The sequence below is a fragment of the Paenibacillus sp. H1-7 genome, assembly GCF_022354825.1.
Lineage (GTDB): Bacteria > Bacillota > Bacilli > Paenibacillales > NBRC-103111 > Paenibacillus_S.
In genome coordinates this window covers 5872938-5889569 of sequence record NZ_CP031168.1, presented here as the reverse complement: position 1 = coordinate 5889569, position 16632 = coordinate 5872938, and the positions used below count along the sequence as shown (strand labels likewise).

Here is a 16632-nt window from a genome sequence, read left to right as displayed (position 1 = left end):
AATGAAACCGGATTTAATCGTTCTCCGCCATGGGGAGCTTACTTTAAAGGGGAAGAATCGGCACCGGTTCGAGAAAACCGTGTACGATCAGATCAGAAAGGCAATGAAGCCCTTTGCCAAGCTTACCTTTTTACGGGAATTTGGCAGAGTGTACATGGAGTTGAATGGAGAACCATATAATGAAATAGAGCACCGATTGAAAAAAATTATCGGGCTGACCTCATTCAGTCCGGTACATACCGCACCGCTTGAGCTGGAGGCCATACAACAAAGAGCGTTGGATGCGATGGCAAATCTCGAACATACGCCAAGCAGCTTTAAAGTATCGGTACGGCGGGTGAACAAGCAATTTCCCCATTCCTCTCAAGAGATGAACAAGCTGGTAGGCGGTTACGTTCTTCGAGCGTATCCGGGGCTAAAGGTGGATGTTAACCACCCCGAAGTCGAGCTGAGAGTAGAGCTTCGCGAGGAGAAGGCTCTCGTGTTCTCCCGTGTGATCCAAGGTGTCGGAGGCTTTCCTCTTGGCACTAACGGCAAGGCGATGCTGATGCTCTCGGGCGGTATCGACAGCCCGGCGGCAGGGTATTTGGCTCTAAGGCAGGGCTTGAAGGTTGAAGCGGTTCACTTTCACAGCTATCCGTATACGAGCGAAAGATCGCAGCAAAAGGTCAAGGACCTTGTATCCAAGCTGGCGGAGTATGCCGGCGATATCAAGCTGCATCTGGTACCGTTTACCAGCTTACAGACGCGAGTCCATCAGTCATATAAGAAAAATTTGTTAATAACCGTCTTACGTAGAGCAATGTTCCGAATTACGGAGAGGCTAGCCGAAGAGAACGGAGCTTCGGCCATCGTGACCGGCGAGAGCCTCGGGCAGGTTGCAAGTCAAACGTTAGGAAGCATGAACGTCATCGGACGTGCGGTTGATCTTCCGGTTCTGCAGCCATTAATTTGCATGGAGAAGCAAGAAATTATCCGCATTGCGGAAATGATCGACACCTACGACATTTCTATACAGCCTCATGAAGATTGCTGTACGTTATTTTTGCCGCCGTCGCCCAGCACAAATCCGAATCTGCGAGTTGTGGAAGCGATTGAACAGAGCATGGATTGGCTCGACGAGGAAATCGATCGAGCGGTGGCCGGAGCGGAAACGATCTGGATCCAGGCTGGGGAGCAAACTCCGTTCTCGTCCTTTTTCTAAGACGGGATGAAGATGGAATAAACAAAGTGGTTCAAAATGAAATGTGGAGGGTAACGGGAAATGTGGGAATGGTTTCTATTATTTTTGCAAATTATGCTGATTAACATCGTACTAAGCGGCGACAATGCCGTAGTCATCGCGCTTGCGAGCAAAAACCTGCCTGTTCACCAGCGGAAGAAGGCGATCTGGTGGGGAGCATTCGGAGCTATCGGCCTGCGCCTTGTTCTGACGGTCATTGCCGTTTACGTATTGACGATCCCGTATATTCAGGCGGCAGGGTCGCTGCTGCTGATGTGGATTGCCATCAAGCTGCTGATTGATGATGAAGGCCACGCCAACGTGAAGGAAGCTTCGACGCTCGGCAAAGCGGTCTGGACTATTATCGTCGCCGACTTTGTCATGAGCCTCGACAACGTTCTGGCAATTGCAGCCAAAGCGAATAATGATTTGACCGTTATCATTCTCGGGATCGGCTTGAGCGTTCCGATTATCATTTGGGGCAGCACGCTTGTCATGAATTTGCTCAATAAATATCCGATCCTAGTATTGCTCGGAGCAGGGATTCTCGGGTATACGGCAGGCGAGATGTTCGTGAAGGACGAGAGCGCTTCTCATTTCGTGCTCGGGAACACGCCGCACTGGATCATTCCGCTGGCCACTACGATCATCGTCGTTCTAACCGGAGTGTTTAAGAAGCTGCTGGCCAAGCCGAAACCACACCACTCGTAACCGGCACATGTTAAAAGGTTGTAAATGGAACGGCAAAGTTGTCGCTTTGCCTTGCCTTTTGCAGCATTTCCACGTATAATAAACATAAATGTCAAGCGTCGGCGCTTATGTCCGACGCTTGTTTTGTGGAACGGGCCCCGGTTGTTCCTATAATGGAGCAAGGAGAGAAGGGTCAAACTAAGGAGAGGTAAGGGAAAACATGCATTCAAGAGATAAAATCCGCAACATTGCGATTATTGCTCACGTTGACCATGGTAAAACAACTCTGGTAGACAAATTGCTGCAGCAATCCGGTACGTTCCGTGAGAACGAAGCGGTTCAGGAACGTGTAATGGACTCCAACGATTTGGAGAGAGAGCGCGGCATTACCATTCTCGCCAAAAATACCGCAATCCAATATAAAGAGTTTTTGATTAACATCGTCGACACCCCTGGACACGCCGACTTTGGCGGCGAAGTAGAACGGATTATGAAAATGGTTGACGGTGTTTTGCTCGTTGTCGACGCATTCGAAGGCACGATGCCGCAAACGAAATTCGTACTTCGCAAGGCTTTGGAGCAAAACCTGACGCCTATCGTCGTTGTTAACAAAATCGACCGTCCGAATGCCCGTCCTGCCGAAGTGGTGGACGAAGTGCTCGATCTGTTTATCGAGCTTGGCGCGAATGACGATCAGCTCGACTTCCCTGTTGTGTATGCATCCGGCTTGATGGGAACCTCCAGTCTGGAGCCTGAGCCTGAAAAGCAGGACAGCAACATGCAGGCCATTTATGAAACGGTAATTAGCCATATCCCGGCACCGACGGAGAGCGTCGAAGATCCTATGCAATTTTTGGTAACTTTGATGGATTACAATGAATACTTGGGACGTATCGCTATCGGTCGCGTAAACCGCGGTATCGTGAAACAAGGACAGCCGGTTGCGGTTATTAATCGCGAGGGCGTAACGAAGCAAGCACGTATCGAGAAGCTGTTCGGCTTCCAAGGCTTGAAGCGGATTGAAGTGGATCAAGCGGGTGCGGGAGATATTGTCGCTATCGCAGGGATTAAAGATATTAACATCGGAGAAACCATTGCAGACCCTGCTAATCCAGAAGCGCTGCCGGTACTCAAAATCGACGAGCCTACGCTGCAAATGACGTTCCTCGTCAACAACAGCCCGTTCGCGGGACGCGAAGGCAAATGGGTTACTTCCCGGAAGCTTCGCGAGCGTTTGTTCAAGGAGCTGGAAACCGACGTAAGCTTGCGCGTCGATGAAACCGACAGCCCGGATGCATTTATCGTATCGGGCCGCGGCGAGCTGCATCTTGGTATTTTGATCGAGAATATGCGCCGTGAAGGCTTCGAGCTGCAAGTTTCCAAGCCGGAGGTTATTATCAAGCTTATCGACGGTCAAAAGATGGAGCCGATCGAGCGTCTGATCATCGATATTCCGGAAGAAAGCATGGGCTCCGTAATGGAGAGTCTCGGAACCCGCAAAGCGGAAATGGTAAACATGATCAACAACGGCAACGGCAACGTTCGTCTGGAATTCCTGATTCCGGCGCGCGGCTTGATCGGATACCGTACGTACTTCTTGACGCTGACCCGCGGCTACGGTATTATGAACCACGCGTTTGACAGCTACGGTCCATATTACGGAGCAGGAGTCGGTGGCCGTCACGAGGGCGTGCTCGTATCGAGCGAGACCGGCACATCGACCATGTACGGCATGCTGTCCGTAGAGGATCGCGGTATTCTGTTCCTGGAACCGGGTACGGAAGTATACGAAGGCATGATCGTCGGCGAGCATACGCGCGATACCGACATCATCGTCAATATTTGTAAAGAGAAGCAGCTGACCAACATCCGCTCTGCGGGTAAAGACGATACGGTGAAGATGAAGACTCCTCGTATTTATTCTTTGGAGCAAGCTCTCGAATATTTGAACGACGACGAATATTGTGAAATTACGCCGAAGTCCATTCGTCTGCGTAAAAAGATCTTGAATAAGAGCGAACGCGAACGTGCGGAGAAACACCGCAAAATGGCTGAAGCTAACGCATAACATGCATCCGAGGGAAAGCTCTGATAATTCAGGGCTTTCTTTTTCAACAACCTGGAATACGCATACATTGCTTTGACTTTTCAACAAAAGGGGGTTCAATCATTATGACCGAATGGTTTCGCGAGCATCCGTTCATTACTTACCTCATTATTTTTGTATTGATCACTTATGTGTATAACAGAGTGTTCAAAACTCGCAGACTGCCTATTTTGAAAGAGGCTATCATCTATCTCATGCTGGCGCTGGGAGCGGGGATGCTGCTGTTGTTTCAATTGGGAGCGCTGCCGATCATCCCGAGCTTGTCCGTAGCGGTAGCTATGATGTTCCTGGTGAAGATACGGTACTTCATTCAGGGGCGTGCCAAAAAGCAGTAGTCTTGCGCACTTAAACGTTAGCGGGGTGCTTATGATGGGGAAATATTGGCTGGTACCTATTGTGTACGAGGGAACGGTAATGATATTGTCGGACGAGCGGATAGCTCTGGCTCCGCAGCCTGCGGCTGAGCGATTTCTTCAGCTGGCGAAATCGGTCCATCCTCGCATGCTGATTCCTTTTAAGGCGAATTTGCTCCTCAGCGACGATTCAGAAGCGGCATGCGGGGTGGATGAGACGCCGTTTGATCTAGCTTCGGGCAAGCCTATCCGTTTCGGTGACGGCATGCTGGAGCTATCCCATTGTGCGGAGGCCTACCTCGATAAGGTGCCGACGACCGCGGAAATGCGCCATCATCTTCAACAATGTCATGAGTTGAAGGCGCCTGCGACGGCGGACGAACCAATTGCGGGCTGGCTGCATACGATGAACAAATGGAATGAGAAGGGCTTCTCCATCCTGCTGCTTAACTGATACTTAATCTGAAAGGCTGACGTAAGATATTACAAACCAGGTTTGAAATTTAACGATACGGGAAGTGGAGATATGCCTCGGAAGAGTTTACGTCCGCCTTTGAAATTGGTGAAAATACCATTATATATAATAAAAATTCACTGATTTCAACAGCGGCTGGAGGGGCATATTCCACTGGAGTATGCAAGTAAAATTTCATTCCCTAGATTTACGACGTCTGCTTTTCTTTCGAAAACCCAAGCACCGCTTACGACGCAAGCTTTCCTTCGGAAAGCTCTTAGGAGGACAACAAAGTGAAATTGGAGGACGCCTTTTTTAACTGGCTGCAAATGAAGATTGTATCCGAAGCGAGACCGGACGACCGGGCGGCGGAGGACACCAGGCTGTTTTTTGAAGAAATACTGCGCGAAGACCACTCCGTCACCTCCTACCAAATCACAGACGATGACAGCAAAATCGTGATAACCTACCAGATCGGCGAAGAAGTCAAAAAGCTTCAGTTCGAAAAGGAGAACGCCGAGCAGCTGCTCACGGATATTAATTCCAATCCTATCTACAATCAGTGACATATATATAGGACGCCTTCGATACAATAAATTAAACATGTTCGAAAGGAGTGTCCGACAATTATTGGAGTACATAGCAGCAAGTACCATAGCGCAACTGTCTGTGGTTGCCAAGCAGTTCCTGTGCTATAATGAGGTTACATTAACACAATAAAGAGATACACAGGAGGGGTAACCATGGCAGAAACGATCACAGTTCTGCAGGAGCCTTTAATGGCATCTTTGCAAAAAGAAGCTCTTGCGCTGCTCAGCACTATTGATTTTGAATCCGGTGGTCCGAGCATGAATGCGGTATCCTGGCTCTATGCAAAAGATCCTGAAACCATTCGCTTCGCTGTGGATCAAAGGTCCCGTATTATTACCAACCTGAACAACAATGATCTCGTTAATGTCACTTTCATCGGAGCGGGGTCCGTACATGCCATTTACGGAAAAGCCCGGCAGGTGACGAATGTATTGGACGGGGTTCCGTTCAAATTGGCCTGCTATGACATTCAAATCACCGCGGTACGCGATGCGATGTTCTATGGCTCGCGCATTTCGGTTGCGCCTGAATATGAGAAAACCTACGATAAACGCGCAGCAGATAAGCTGGATGCGCAAGTTTTCGATGCTATGAAAAAAGCCTAGAATGCTGCTGATTCTAGGCTTTTTCTCCATATGACTCAAACCGCTACATTTGTTGATTCGGCATTTGCGGTTCCGTGCTTCTCGGTGACGGCGGCGCAGGCTGCACGTCCCTCGGAATTTGCGGCATAATCCGGCCGATGATCTCCGCCATCTCTTCGGCAAACCCGCTTATCGGCCGGCCGCCGGCAATGCTTTCTCTAATTTTGCGAAGCCTTGCGGCCATATCCATATCCGCAGTAACTACAGCATTAACGCCGTAAGGATCTTTCTTTAAAGCTTCCGCGACCGATAGTTTAATGGTTCCGATTTTGGACCGGTCCATATCCGGAGGCAAATTGATCCCGACTACCGCCGTGTTCCCGAAAACGACGCAATTGGCGCTTTCAACCTGAGGTATGCTGGTGGCGATTTGCTCCAAACGTTCGGAGACAGCCCGGGAATCGACGATTTCTTTTTTCTGAGGCGCCGTCTGCTGCACCTGAACTTGTCGATTCGCATCATTCGTCGGGGAGGGGGAAGCTCCATTCTTTGGTGATTGGTTACAACCTACCAATACAGACAACAACAGAATACTGTAGACAAACATTCTCATTAGTCATCGACCCTTTCTATCCCTTAATTGCTGCGGTTAGTTTGTCCTTACTAGTTGATTCCTATGTATTACGGCAACCAAACACCGGCCTGGGAGGGACTCAAATGGAAAAAATTTTTGTATTGGATACCAACGTATTATTACAGGATCCTAACGCAATATTTGCTTTTGAGGATAATGAGGTCGTCATTCCCGCCATTGTGCTGGAGGAGATCGACAGCAAGAAACGTAATGCGGATGAGTTGGGACGCAATGCCAGACAGATCTCTCGGATGATGGACAGCCTGCGTTCCAAGGGAAGGCTGTATGAGGGAATACCGCTGCCGAACGGCGGCAGTCTGAAGGTAGAATTGAATCACAGGAGCTTTGCCAAGCTGCAGGAAGTGTTTGCCGAAGTGACGAGCGACAACCGGATCTTGGCGGTCGCGCTGAATTATCATCTGGAAGAGCAAGAGAAGGCGGTGCCGCGGCCCGTCATCATCGTAAGTAAAGATACCCTGGTGAGGATTAAAGCGGATGTGCTCGGATTGACGGCGCAGGATTATTTGACCGATCGGATCGTCAACATGCCGGATATGTATATGGGCTATTTGACCATTCACGCGCATCCTTCGATCATCGACGAATTTTATTCGTACCGTTTTTTGAGCGTAAATTCCTTGAATTTGGCCTACCCGCTGCACCCGCATGAATTCGTTATTTTGAAAGATGAGATGGGTACCTCGAAATCCGCGCTGTTGAAAGTCAATGCGGAAGGAAAGAAGCTGGAGCCGTTATATTTAAGTAACGATCCGATTTGGGGGATAGGAGCCCGCAACGCGCAGCAGCGTATGGCGCTGGAGCTTCTGCTGAACGACGATATCCCGATCGTTACGCTGACGGGCAAGGCCGGCACAGGGAAGACGCTCTTGACGCTAGCGGCAGGATTGATGAAGGTAGAGGATGAACGAAAATATAAGAAGCTGCTGATTGCGCGTCCGGTCGTTCCTATGGGCAAAGATATCGGATATTTGCCGGGCGAGAAGGAAGAGAAACTCCGCCCGTGGATGCAGCCGATTTACGATAATTTGGAATATTTATTCGATACGAAAAAACCGGGCGATATCGATAAAGTGCTGGCGGGTCTCGGCAGCATTCAGGTGGAAGCGTTGACGTACATTCGCGGCCGCTCGATTCCGGGGCAGTTTATCATCATCGATGAAGCGCAGAACTTATCCAAGCATGAGATCAAGACCATCGTCTCGAGGGTCGGAGAGGGCAGTAAAATCGTTTTGCTGGGCGATCCCGAGCAAATAGACCATCCGTACCTGGATGCCTCCAGCAACGGCCTCACGTACGTTGTAGAGCGTTTCAAGGGGCAGCAAATCAGCGGACATATAACACTGGAGCGCGGCGAACGCTCCCATCTCGCTCAACTCGCGGCAGATTTGCTCTAGCATAAGAAAAACAGCGGTTCCCTGCTTGTATCACTAAGCCGGAGCCGCTGTTTTATTTATGGATGTATTGAACCGTACAGCGGTATGCAGCAGCGATTCTGAGCATAAGCTCATCCGACTGCGCTTGCGCAACGTAGAAGGTTTCGTCCTCCCGGCCGAACCGGGCCAGCAAATGCTCGTCCATCTGCAGGGCTGCCTGCGCAGGCTCGGCGCCGGGACCGTCTTCGCGGATAGTAAATATACAGGCCGCATCGCTGTATACATATACATGCTCGGATCGGCTGATCAAGCCGAAATCGGTAAGCGTAGGCAACACATAGACAGGGGGAGGAAGAAGGATCAGATCCAAATCCTCAAAGGGGATTTTATACTGCTCCATAATCGGGTAGGCGGCATCACGCTCTTCCGTCTCCGAGAAAATGAGCAGCTCCTTATCCCTGTCAAATAGAGGCGCCTTAGCGGCTAGCGCTTTGACGATCTGCGCATAAAATCCAGGAAGCTTACCGTCCGGAAGCTCCATTAGCAATCCGTATTTTTGCTCCATTATTCTCCCCCGTATTCTTTAAGGAATTGTCATGATTGTTTTTGCCGGAACGTTATCACTATTATTCATCAAAAAACTTTGCGTTGCAACGGCAATAGATTATAAGGCCAGCTTAAGGAAAATACTCAGCTTCCCTTCCTGCAGACGAACATCGGTTACTTGCAGGAACGAGGCGATGCTTTGCGGGTAAATGCCCAGGTCGAAATCCTTCTCCATGGCTTCGATAGTAGTCTGTGGCAAGTCGAAGCCGTTGAATTTGAGCTGACTCATATGAAATCGGATATATTTGCCCTTTACGCTTTCCTTCGTCGCGATTTCGTAGCTCCCCTTAATCTCCACTTCCATTTGATCCTGCTTCCCCGTCGCTATAACCTGTGAATCCTTGAAACGAAATGTCATATTGTTGAATAACGGATTTTTGGTACGAAGGAATGCATTAAGCTCTTGGTCCGTAATCTGGAATGTGTACTGAAAGCCGTTCATGATCAGATGGGTGTTTTTACCGTCGGCACCGGTGGCGTTGACTAGTTCGGGAAGCTGTTTCATAGCCTGTGCCAACGCCGTGAAATACGTTCTAAACAGCGGAATGCCTTTCTCCTGCCATTGGACGGTCAGATCCGTTATTTGCTTTAGAACGGGCGCTGCATCGGCCTGCATGGAAAGCTCCGTATCGATTTGCCGTTGAAGCAGAACCTGCTGCTCCCGCTGCTTCGTATACCGGTCTTTCGATTGCTGCAGAGCGTCTTGAGAGGAACGAAGCGACGACGTGAGATCCTTAAGCTGCCGTTCGCTATCCTTATAAGCTTGCAGCGTTCTATGGTCGTTGCCGAGAATCATTTGCATATATTCGAACATGACGAGGGCTTCTTTAAAAGAGGAGACGGTAAAAAGCAGCATCCAGAGCGATTCGCGATCGCCCATATAATACGCTCGTAATATCTGGCCGGCATGCTTTTTCGTTTGTACGGATAAAGCCTGCTGCTCCTGGAGCCGCTGCTCCGTCGAGGCAAGCTGCAGGACAAGCTTCGACTGCTCCTGCTCGATTCGCGCCAGCTCTTGATCGATTTCGAATACGGTCAAGCTCTTTTGCAGCAGCTGCTTCGTATCATCATTCGCGGCTAGCGCGGGACCTGCTAGAAGAGACAAGCATAGGCTAAAGCAAATCAGGATGCAGGCTGCTTTGGGCAAGGGCCTCATCAGGCATTGTTCCTTTCTGAGTGGAATTCCTAATCAGATTATCACAACTCTATGAAGAAATGGGCAAAAAAATACTTCTTCCGAAGAAGAAGCAGGTCAAGCTATAAAATTCGTTATTTTTTACCGGCATCCGCAGGAGCGGGCTTCACCAATCGCAGCAGTTCGTCGAGCGACTTTTGCTTGGCCGGCGTCTCCTGAGTGAAAGCGGGATTTTGGTTCACCTCGGATAAGGTTTGAGTCCATACAAGCTTATTCTCGTTCGTGCTTGTTCCTGTGGCAAATACGAGCGACCACGTTTGCTCGCGAATGTAGCCGTCATTGCCGATGCGCAGATTGATGCTGCTTGGGGCATGGAGTTTGATCTGCTGCAGGGAAGCCGTAAAGGAGTCGAGCGTTCCCGCGTTGGACAATCCGTTGGTTTTCAAGCTGTTCATCAGCCCCGGGATCACGGTCGCTTTAAGATAATCGTTGAACGCTTGCTCGTTCTTTTTGTTCACATCGATCGTGATGCTCTTAACCGGAGTGCCGTCCTGAAGCGTTGCTTGATCCTTGGCGGTTACGAGCCATTTGGGATCGATGCCGTTCAGCAATTGCTTCGTTAATTCAGCGGTCAAATGACCTGTATTTTTCAGCGGGTCGGCCGAACCGTTGGCGCCGGATGCAGCCGGAAGTCCGGAAGCAATGGGGAGCACCATGTATTCGTCCTGCTTATTTAACGGTGGCATATGGAAAAACAATTTGCTATCTTTAATGATGACGGGGATCGCGATCGCGGAGCCGCCATTCGGAGTCACGTTCAAAGTCGTCTCCATTCGCGACGGTTCCAGAGAAGAGACGCCCTTGTACTCGATTTTGCTGTCTTTGAGCAAAGCGAACAGCGCTGCCGTCACCGGGCTGGCTTGGCCGATCAAGGAAGCGTCGGCTTTCAGCTCGATAGAGCCTTGGAAACGATAATTGACGATCTGCTCCTGCTTGCTGACGGCTTGGAGCAGTTCCTGCTTGACCTGTGCATTGTCCGTACAGCCGGTCATGAACAAGGCTATTCCAATGGTTAACAGCAAAGCAACGATAACGGTAAACTTACGATAGGCGAACAACATAAAAGCCCCTTCCAAATGAAATCGAACATATCTATGAAACATCCTTCAATTATAACGACTATGGGCGAATTTGTCTTTAGTCAAAAGGTGACATGTTTCAAAGGAATTCAAGGGTCCGAAGGGGGAGGAGAAATCATGATTCAGGGGAATCCGCAGCTGGTCCGGTCGATTGTAGAACAAATCCGCCGAAGCCCGGATCAGGCTATTTCGTTTCACGATTACATGGAGCAGTGCTTGTATCATCCGGAATACGGCTACTACATGAGTGATAGGACCAAAATCGGGCGTGAAGGCGACTTTTATACCAGCTCCTCGATCGGAACGATCATGGGGGAGGTACTGGCTCGGTACATAGCGTCTCAGGCTGCCTATTTCGGCCCTGGGGCCGCGTTAAGGGTAGTGGAGTGGGGTGGCGGAACCGGAAGGCTTGCAAGGCTGATTCTGGACGAGCTGAAGCGTCTGGATACAGACCTATATGAGCGGACCGCATATATCAGCGTAGAGAAAAGCGAGCGCCATAGGGCTATGCAGCAGGATGCGCTTACCGAACATGAAGGACGAGTACAATGGATGACGGACGAGCAATGGCGGAGTCAAGGCCCATGGGAGAACGTTATCATCCTCTCGAACGAACTGCTCGATGCGTTCCCGGTCCACCGGATTCAGTGGATCGGAGGGAGACCGTATGAGCTGTATGTAGAATGGGACGAGAGCGGTCAAGCCTTCGCGGAACAACCGTTCAGATTGGTGGAAGAAGACGAGCCGCTCGGGACGTATTTACACGTTCAAGAGGTCGACTTTCAGGAAGGACAGCAGCTGGAGGTGAACCTTCACGCGCTGGACTGGATTCGCAGCATTGGAGCGGCAGTGGGCCGCGGACAGCTGATAACCGTCGACTACGGCGATCAGGCGGAGGAATTGTATGCGGAGCACCGGATGAAGGGGACGATTATAGGCTACCGCAGCCACATGGCGTCAGAGCAATTTTATAGCGCTCCAGGATGGCAGGACATCACGTCGCATGTGAACTTCACGGCTCTGATTCGCGCCGGGGAGCACGCGGGCCTGCGGTTAAAGAGCTGTACGACGCAGAAGCAGTTTTTGCTAGAGAACGGCATCCTTCAGATGCTGCAGGACGCCATGGGCGCGGATCCGTTCAGCGAGGCGGCCCGCCGAAACCGGTCGATTCGCCAGCTGCTACTGAGCGATCAGATGAGCGAGCTGTTCAAGGTGCTTGTACAAGAAAAAAGGTGAGTCCGCTCAGTGCGGCTCACCTTTTTCCTATGCCAATCCAAGTTCATATCGGGGAAATGCTTTAGATGGACATTTTGAAGAAAGACCAGTACGTGAATCCCGTAAAGGAAATAATCATGTACCCCCAAAAAAGCAATATGTAGGTACGTTCGGATAGTTTCAAATATCCCAACAATACGAAGATAGCCGTTTGGGCAAAAAAGAGCATTGCCATCGGAACCAACTCGCCGGCCAGCGCCATCAATCCGATAACCAATGTCCAAAAGCCAAGCACGCGAAACATGCGATCCATTGTGCATCCCCCTTCCCTTACGAGTTTCCGTGAGAAGCCAAAAGCGAATCATTATCGTTCGACCCATTTTTCTCACTGGCGTTATTTACTATTAGACATTATAACGGTTGCTTCAATTGGTGTAAACGTCCAATACGTGACGAATTTAAAACAATTTGTGTTTGCCATGATCTTAAGCTTTCCCTAACGCCCGCCAATTCATGTATGAGTCCCTTAAAAAATGGCAATACAAAATAGTAGAAAACGATTCTATGAACTCTACTATGGGCATAGAGATGAAGTAACGCAACATTCCATGTCTTAACTTTTCAATAGATGTTTGGATGGAACAGGGATGTTTGATTACCCAGGGGTTAGGAGGACTGCTATTGTATGACAGCTATCAGACAAGATGCTTGGAGCGAGGAAGACGATTTAATATTGGCGGAGGTGACATTGCGTCACATTCGTGAAGGTAGTACACAGCTAACCGCCTTTGAGGAAGTGGGCGAGAAAATCGGCAGAACCGCCGCTGCTTGCGGTTTCCGCTGGAATAGTTTTGTAAGAAAAAAATACGAGGCTGCTATTCAAATTGCAAAAGCCCAAAGACAAAAGAGAAATCAGCAGAAAAAGCATTCCGGATTCGCTGCCGTTTCCAACAATACGGCGGTTTTGGACCATAGCGATCATGTAAAAGCGAACGATTCTTTTTCCGAGGAATCTATTTCTATTGATGCGGTGATCCGTTTCTTGAGGCAGTGGAAAGCAACGTATCAGGAAATGTCCCGCCATATACGCCATTTGGAGAAAGAGTTAAGCGAGAAGACGGACGAACTCGAAAGATTGCGTGACGAGAACGACGTCCTGAACAAGCAGGTCAATGAAGTCGAAACGGATTATCGCGTCGTGAACGATGATTACAAAGCGCTTATTCAAATTATGGATCGTGCACGTAAACTGGCCTTTCTTGTAGAGGAAGAAGACGAGGGCAAGCCTAGATTCAAGATGGATGCGAACGGCAATTTAGAAAGAATAGATTGAGAGCGGCTCCGCGGCTACGGCTTGCGGAGCTTTCGTTTGTACCGGCTAGCTGATATGATGGTGGAGAACAATGGAAACGGCGAAGGTAGTTCAAAGGGGATAGAGTCATGAAGGTAAGAGTCATAGGTGCAGGGGCGCTTGGCTTGCTGGTGTCGGCGTCGCTAGCATCCGCAGGAGCCGACGTAGAGCTTGTGACAAGAACGCGGGAGCAAGCAGAGCAGTTAGAGAGGGACGGCTTGCTGCTGACAAGAGCAGCGCCGGAAGGCGGGCGCGAAAGCGTGACGGTTCATCCTCCGGTTGCGTCATGGGATGAGTGGATAGCTCAGCCGTGTATGCAGTCTGCGACCGAGATTACTGCGCTGACCTTGAAGCAGACGGCCGTAACGGATGAATTGGCGAAGGTTCTTGCAGAGCGGCTCGGTCCGTCGGCCCGTCTTGTGTGCTTCCAAAACGGCATAGGCCACACGGATATTTTGTCGGCACGCATCAGTCCTTCTCAGATCATGCTCGCGGTCACGACGGAAGGGGCGTTAAAGCATTCGCCGACGGAGGTGGAGCATACAGGCCGAGGCATCACCTGGCTCGGAGGCATGATTCCGGCAGGGAATCGACACGACGATGAAAAAATGTTAAAAAAACTGCAAAATGTGCTGCAGAATGCAGGATTCGGCGTCTCTTTGTCGAACCAAATGACTAGTAAAGTATGGAATAAGCTGCTGATAAATGCCGTAATCAATCCGTTGACTGCCATATTGCAAATTGCAAACGGAAAGCTGCTCGAGCTGCCGGCTTCGCGCGAGCTTATGCGTCTGCTGTATGACGAGGGGGTCACGTTGGCAGACAAGCTGAATATCGAGCTGGCCGAAGATTTATGGGAGCAGCTGGAGACCGTATGCTGCCGAACCGCGGCGAATCAATCGTCCATGCTCCAGGATGTTCGCGCCGAGCGGCTAACGGAGCTTGACGCCATTACGGGAGGCTTGTTGGCCAAAGCGCACCAGACAGGGATTCAGCTGCCGACACACGAAACGGTGTACCGATTGGTCCGGTCCATAGAGCAGCAGTGGACTAAAAAATAGGTAGGAGCAGGTGATCTGGCCGTGAGCGCGTTCATGGGGTGGCTGCAAACTCTGTACACTTTTTTGGCGCTAGTTCCGTTTGTTTCGTTTTTCGCAACTTGGGGTATAACATACTATGTAACGAAGGATAAAAAGAAGGCGACTTATCTTTCGGTCGATGTGACCACGTTGTTTTTGATCGGTTCCGTGGCCGTCATGACGCGGCAGCTGTTTGAGACCGGTCTTGGGCTTTGGGCGATGATCTTGTTGTTCCTGATCGCCGGAGGCTTGCTGGGCAATATGCAAAATCGGGTAAAAGGCAAGATCGACCCTGTGAAAATCGGAAGAACGCTGCTTCGTCTCGGATTTGTCGTCCTATCCGCCTGCTACGTACTGCTGGTATTTATCGGAATAGGGAAATATATTGTTGCAAGCTGATAATAATAATACATAGAGCCGCCAGTTGGACACTGCCCTGCTAAGCGAGAGGGAGTGTCCGCCGTTCATTCTCCTTCCATTCCCCGGACCGTTCTTATAAAGGCAACGAGATGCTTTACCTCTGTGGGGGTAAGGGCTTTGCCGTCCAATATTAAACTATCCTTCTCCAAACATAATAAGTCCATTTTGATGATTGAAGCTTTTTTTTCATTAGGAAATTTGGGATCATGTACTCGACCTAATACATAGTCTATCGAAGTCTCAAACAGATCAGCCAATGCCCGTATAGCCTCCAGCGACGGTTCGCGATAGCCTGATTCGTAGCCTGCGTAGGTGCTTTTTGCAATGCCGAGCCGGTCAGCGGTGTACTGAATAGACCAACGTTTACTTTTTCTTAATTCGGTTAATCTATTTAAAACCATATTTTATTTATCCCCCTTAGTTCAAATCCCATTATATCACCGGGAATGCGATACTCAAGAGTGTTGTTCGCGATACGCGTAATTATCGCTTGATTTATCGATTTTTCATGAATATAATAGGATAGAAAAGTCGCAATAAGCGTACGATATGATTTCATCCGAGGTGCGGATCATGAAAAAACTACTTCTGTTGGCTACAGGAGGAACCATTGCTGCCGTTCAAGGCATGGAAGGATTGGCTCCCGGCATGGATGCGGATGAGCTGATAAGCTTTCTAGACGGCAAGAATCAAGATTACCGTCTGGACAGCAAGCTTCTAATGAATATTGACTCCACCAACATGCAGCCCGAGTCCTGGGTGAAAATTGCCGAAGCCATATACGAGAACTACTCTCAATATGACGGCTTCGTTATTACCCATGGAACCGATACAATGGCATATACCTCAGCAGCGCTTTCCTACATGCTTCACAATGTGAACAAACCGGTTGTTATTACGGGCTCCCAAGTCCCTATCAATGTCAAGAAAACCGATGCCAAGAGAAATGTGCTTGACTCGATCCGTTTTGCGTGCGAAGACACAGGCGGCGTTTTTTTGGTTTTTGACGGCAGAGTCATCAGAGGCACGAGAGCGGTAAAAATCCGTACCAAAAGCTACGACGCTTTTGAAAGCATTAATCACCCTTACATTGCCTATATTAGCGGCTCCGAAGTCAAATACGTCAATGCGATGCCGCCAAGAACGAGCAAAAAGCTCAAGCTGGATCCGTTACTGAATCCGGATGTGTTCTTGTTAAAGCTGGTTCCGGGAACGAAGCCCGAGATTTTCAACTATTTGCAGCCTTTATACCGGGGTGTTATTATTGAGAGCTTCGGCAATGGAGGCATACCGTTCCAAGGAAGGGATTTGCTGCCCAAGGTGAGAGAGCTGATCGCATCCGGCGTTGCGGTTGTTATTACGACGCAGTGTTTGGAGGAAGGCGAAGACTTGAACCTGTACGAGGTAGGCCGCAAAGTTTCCAAAGATCTGATTATTTTGTCGGGAGATATGAATACCGAAGCGATCGTTCCCAAATTAATGTGGGCATTAGGCAAATCAAACGACCTCAATGAGGTTAAAAAGATTATGGAGACTCCCGTCAATTACGATATTACGATTTAGCCATACTAATGATGAGCGGGCAGCTTTGCCGTGAACAGCCATAACTGCATAATCAAACTTGCACAGGACATAATAGGTGAGAATGTAAGTTATTT

General features: G+C 49.5%; 19 protein-coding genes. 13 read left to right on the top strand and 6 right to left on the bottom strand.

Features of this window, described 5'->3' with window-relative positions; genetic code table 11:
* Nucleotide 1 precedes the first annotated feature (1 nt).
* From thiI to DVH26_RS25965, 7 genes are all read left to right on the top strand, one after another.
* Entirely contained in the window at nucleotides 2-1204 is a 1203-nt protein-coding gene (thiI, locus tag DVH26_RS25995; RefSeq protein ID WP_239627010.1) for a tRNA uracil 4-sulfurtransferase ThiI, read from the top strand.
* Between the two features lie 60 nt (nucleotides 1205-1264).
* Nucleotides 1265-1933, top strand: a complete 669-nt coding sequence (locus tag DVH26_RS25990) for a TerC family protein (RefSeq protein WP_239627009.1) — start codon at nucleotides 1265-1267, stop codon at nucleotides 1931-1933.
* A gap of 199 nt (nucleotides 1934-2132) precedes the next feature.
* Nucleotides 2133-3980 carry a translational GTPase TypA gene (gene typA, locus DVH26_RS25985; RefSeq protein WP_239627008.1) on the top strand — a complete coding sequence of 616 codons (1848 nt, stop codon included), beginning with the start codon at nucleotides 2133-2135 and terminating at the stop codon, nucleotides 3978-3980.
* Nucleotides 3981-4084: 104 nt separating this feature from the next.
* A complete protein-coding gene (locus DVH26_RS25980; protein WP_239627006.1) occupies nucleotides 4085-4354 on the top strand; it encodes a YlaH-like family protein in 270 nt (89 codons plus the stop codon).
* 31 nt (nucleotides 4355-4385) lie between these two features.
* Nucleotides 4386-4826, top strand: coding sequence for a hypothetical protein (locus tag DVH26_RS25975; protein ID WP_239627004.1), 441 nt, complete (start codon nucleotides 4386-4388; stop codon nucleotides 4824-4826).
* Between the two features lie 293 nt (nucleotides 4827-5119).
* Nucleotides 5120-5392 carry a hypothetical protein gene (locus tag DVH26_RS25970; protein WP_239627002.1) on the top strand — a complete coding sequence of 91 codons (273 nt, stop codon included), beginning with the start codon at nucleotides 5120-5122 and terminating at the stop codon, nucleotides 5390-5392.
* 177 nt (nucleotides 5393-5569) lie between these two features.
* Complete coding sequence (locus DVH26_RS25965) at nucleotides 5570-6022, top strand: pyridoxamine 5'-phosphate oxidase family protein (RefSeq protein ID WP_239627000.1); 453 nt, start codon at nucleotides 5570-5572, stop codon at nucleotides 6020-6022.
* Between the two features lie 43 nt (nucleotides 6023-6065).
* On the opposite strand, the gene DVH26_RS25960 is transcribed toward DVH26_RS25965, so the two are convergent.
* A complete protein-coding gene (locus DVH26_RS25960) occupies nucleotides 6066-6614 on the bottom strand; it encodes a YhcN/YlaJ family sporulation lipoprotein (protein WP_239626998.1) in 549 nt (182 codons plus the stop codon).
* A gap of 104 nt (nucleotides 6615-6718) precedes the next feature.
* On the opposite strand from DVH26_RS25960, the gene DVH26_RS25955 reads away from it, so the two are divergent.
* The gene (locus DVH26_RS25955; protein ID WP_239626997.1) at nucleotides 6719-8050 is read left to right on the top strand and encodes a PhoH family protein; all 1332 of its coding nucleotides are present in this window, start codon (nucleotides 6719-6721) and stop codon (nucleotides 8048-8050) included.
* Between the two features lie 52 nt (nucleotides 8051-8102).
* Here the strand turns inward: DVH26_RS25955 and DVH26_RS25950 are convergent, their stop codons facing one another.
* The 3 genes from DVH26_RS25950 to DVH26_RS25940 form a co-directional block, all read right to left on the bottom strand.
* Nucleotides 8103-8594, bottom strand: a complete 492-nt coding sequence (locus DVH26_RS25950; protein WP_239626996.1) for a hypothetical protein — start codon at nucleotides 8592-8594, stop codon at nucleotides 8103-8105.
* A gap of 99 nt (nucleotides 8595-8693) precedes the next feature.
* Nucleotides 8694-9791 (bottom strand): hypothetical protein, encoded by a 1098-nt coding sequence (locus tag DVH26_RS25945; protein ID WP_239626995.1) that lies wholly within the window; start codon nucleotides 9789-9791, stop codon nucleotides 8694-8696.
* A gap of 113 nt (nucleotides 9792-9904) precedes the next feature.
* Nucleotides 9905-10891 (bottom strand): hypothetical protein, encoded by a 987-nt coding sequence (locus DVH26_RS25940; protein WP_239626994.1) that lies wholly within the window; start codon nucleotides 10889-10891, stop codon nucleotides 9905-9907.
* A gap of 135 nt (nucleotides 10892-11026) precedes the next feature.
* Between DVH26_RS25940 and DVH26_RS25935 the strand changes: the two genes are divergently transcribed.
* Complete coding sequence (locus tag DVH26_RS25935) at nucleotides 11027-12145, top strand: class I SAM-dependent methyltransferase (RefSeq protein WP_239626993.1); 1119 nt, start codon at nucleotides 11027-11029, stop codon at nucleotides 12143-12145.
* 61 nt (nucleotides 12146-12206) lie between these two features.
* On the opposite strand, the gene DVH26_RS25930 is transcribed toward DVH26_RS25935, so the two are convergent.
* On the bottom strand, nucleotides 12207-12437 hold the full coding sequence (locus DVH26_RS25930; protein ID WP_239626992.1) for a DUF2626 domain-containing protein: 231 nt from the start codon (nucleotides 12435-12437) through the stop codon (nucleotides 12207-12209).
* 372 nt (nucleotides 12438-12809) lie between these two features.
* On the opposite strand from DVH26_RS25930, the gene DVH26_RS25925 reads away from it, so the two are divergent.
* The 3 genes from DVH26_RS25925 to DVH26_RS25915 all read left to right on the top strand — a co-directional run bounded on the left by DVH26_RS25925 (nucleotide 12810) and on the right by DVH26_RS25915 (nucleotide 14953).
* A complete protein-coding gene (locus tag DVH26_RS25925; RefSeq protein ID WP_239626990.1) occupies nucleotides 12810-13457 on the top strand; it encodes an RsfA family transcriptional regulator in 648 nt (215 codons plus the stop codon).
* A gap of 107 nt (nucleotides 13458-13564) precedes the next feature.
* Nucleotides 13565-14536, top strand: coding sequence for a ketopantoate reductase family protein (locus tag DVH26_RS25920; protein ID WP_239626987.1), 972 nt, complete (start codon nucleotides 13565-13567; stop codon nucleotides 14534-14536).
* A 21-nt stretch (nucleotides 14537-14557) separates the two neighbouring features.
* Nucleotides 14558-14953: a DUF3397 domain-containing protein gene (locus DVH26_RS25915; protein WP_239626985.1), complete on the top strand. Its 396-nt coding sequence runs from the start codon at nucleotides 14558-14560 to the stop codon at nucleotides 14951-14953.
* 65 nt (nucleotides 14954-15018) lie between these two features.
* Here the strand turns inward: DVH26_RS25915 and DVH26_RS25910 are convergent, their stop codons facing one another.
* A complete protein-coding gene (locus DVH26_RS25910) occupies nucleotides 15019-15375 on the bottom strand; it encodes a helix-turn-helix domain-containing protein (protein WP_239626982.1) in 357 nt (118 codons plus the stop codon).
* Nucleotides 15376-15547: 172 nt separating this feature from the next.
* Here DVH26_RS25910 and DVH26_RS25905 point away from each other — a divergent pair, with 172 nt between their 5' ends.
* Nucleotides 15548-16537, top strand: coding sequence for an asparaginase (locus tag DVH26_RS25905; protein ID WP_239626979.1), 990 nt, complete (start codon nucleotides 15548-15550; stop codon nucleotides 16535-16537).
* Nucleotides 16538-16632 lie beyond the last annotated feature (95 nt).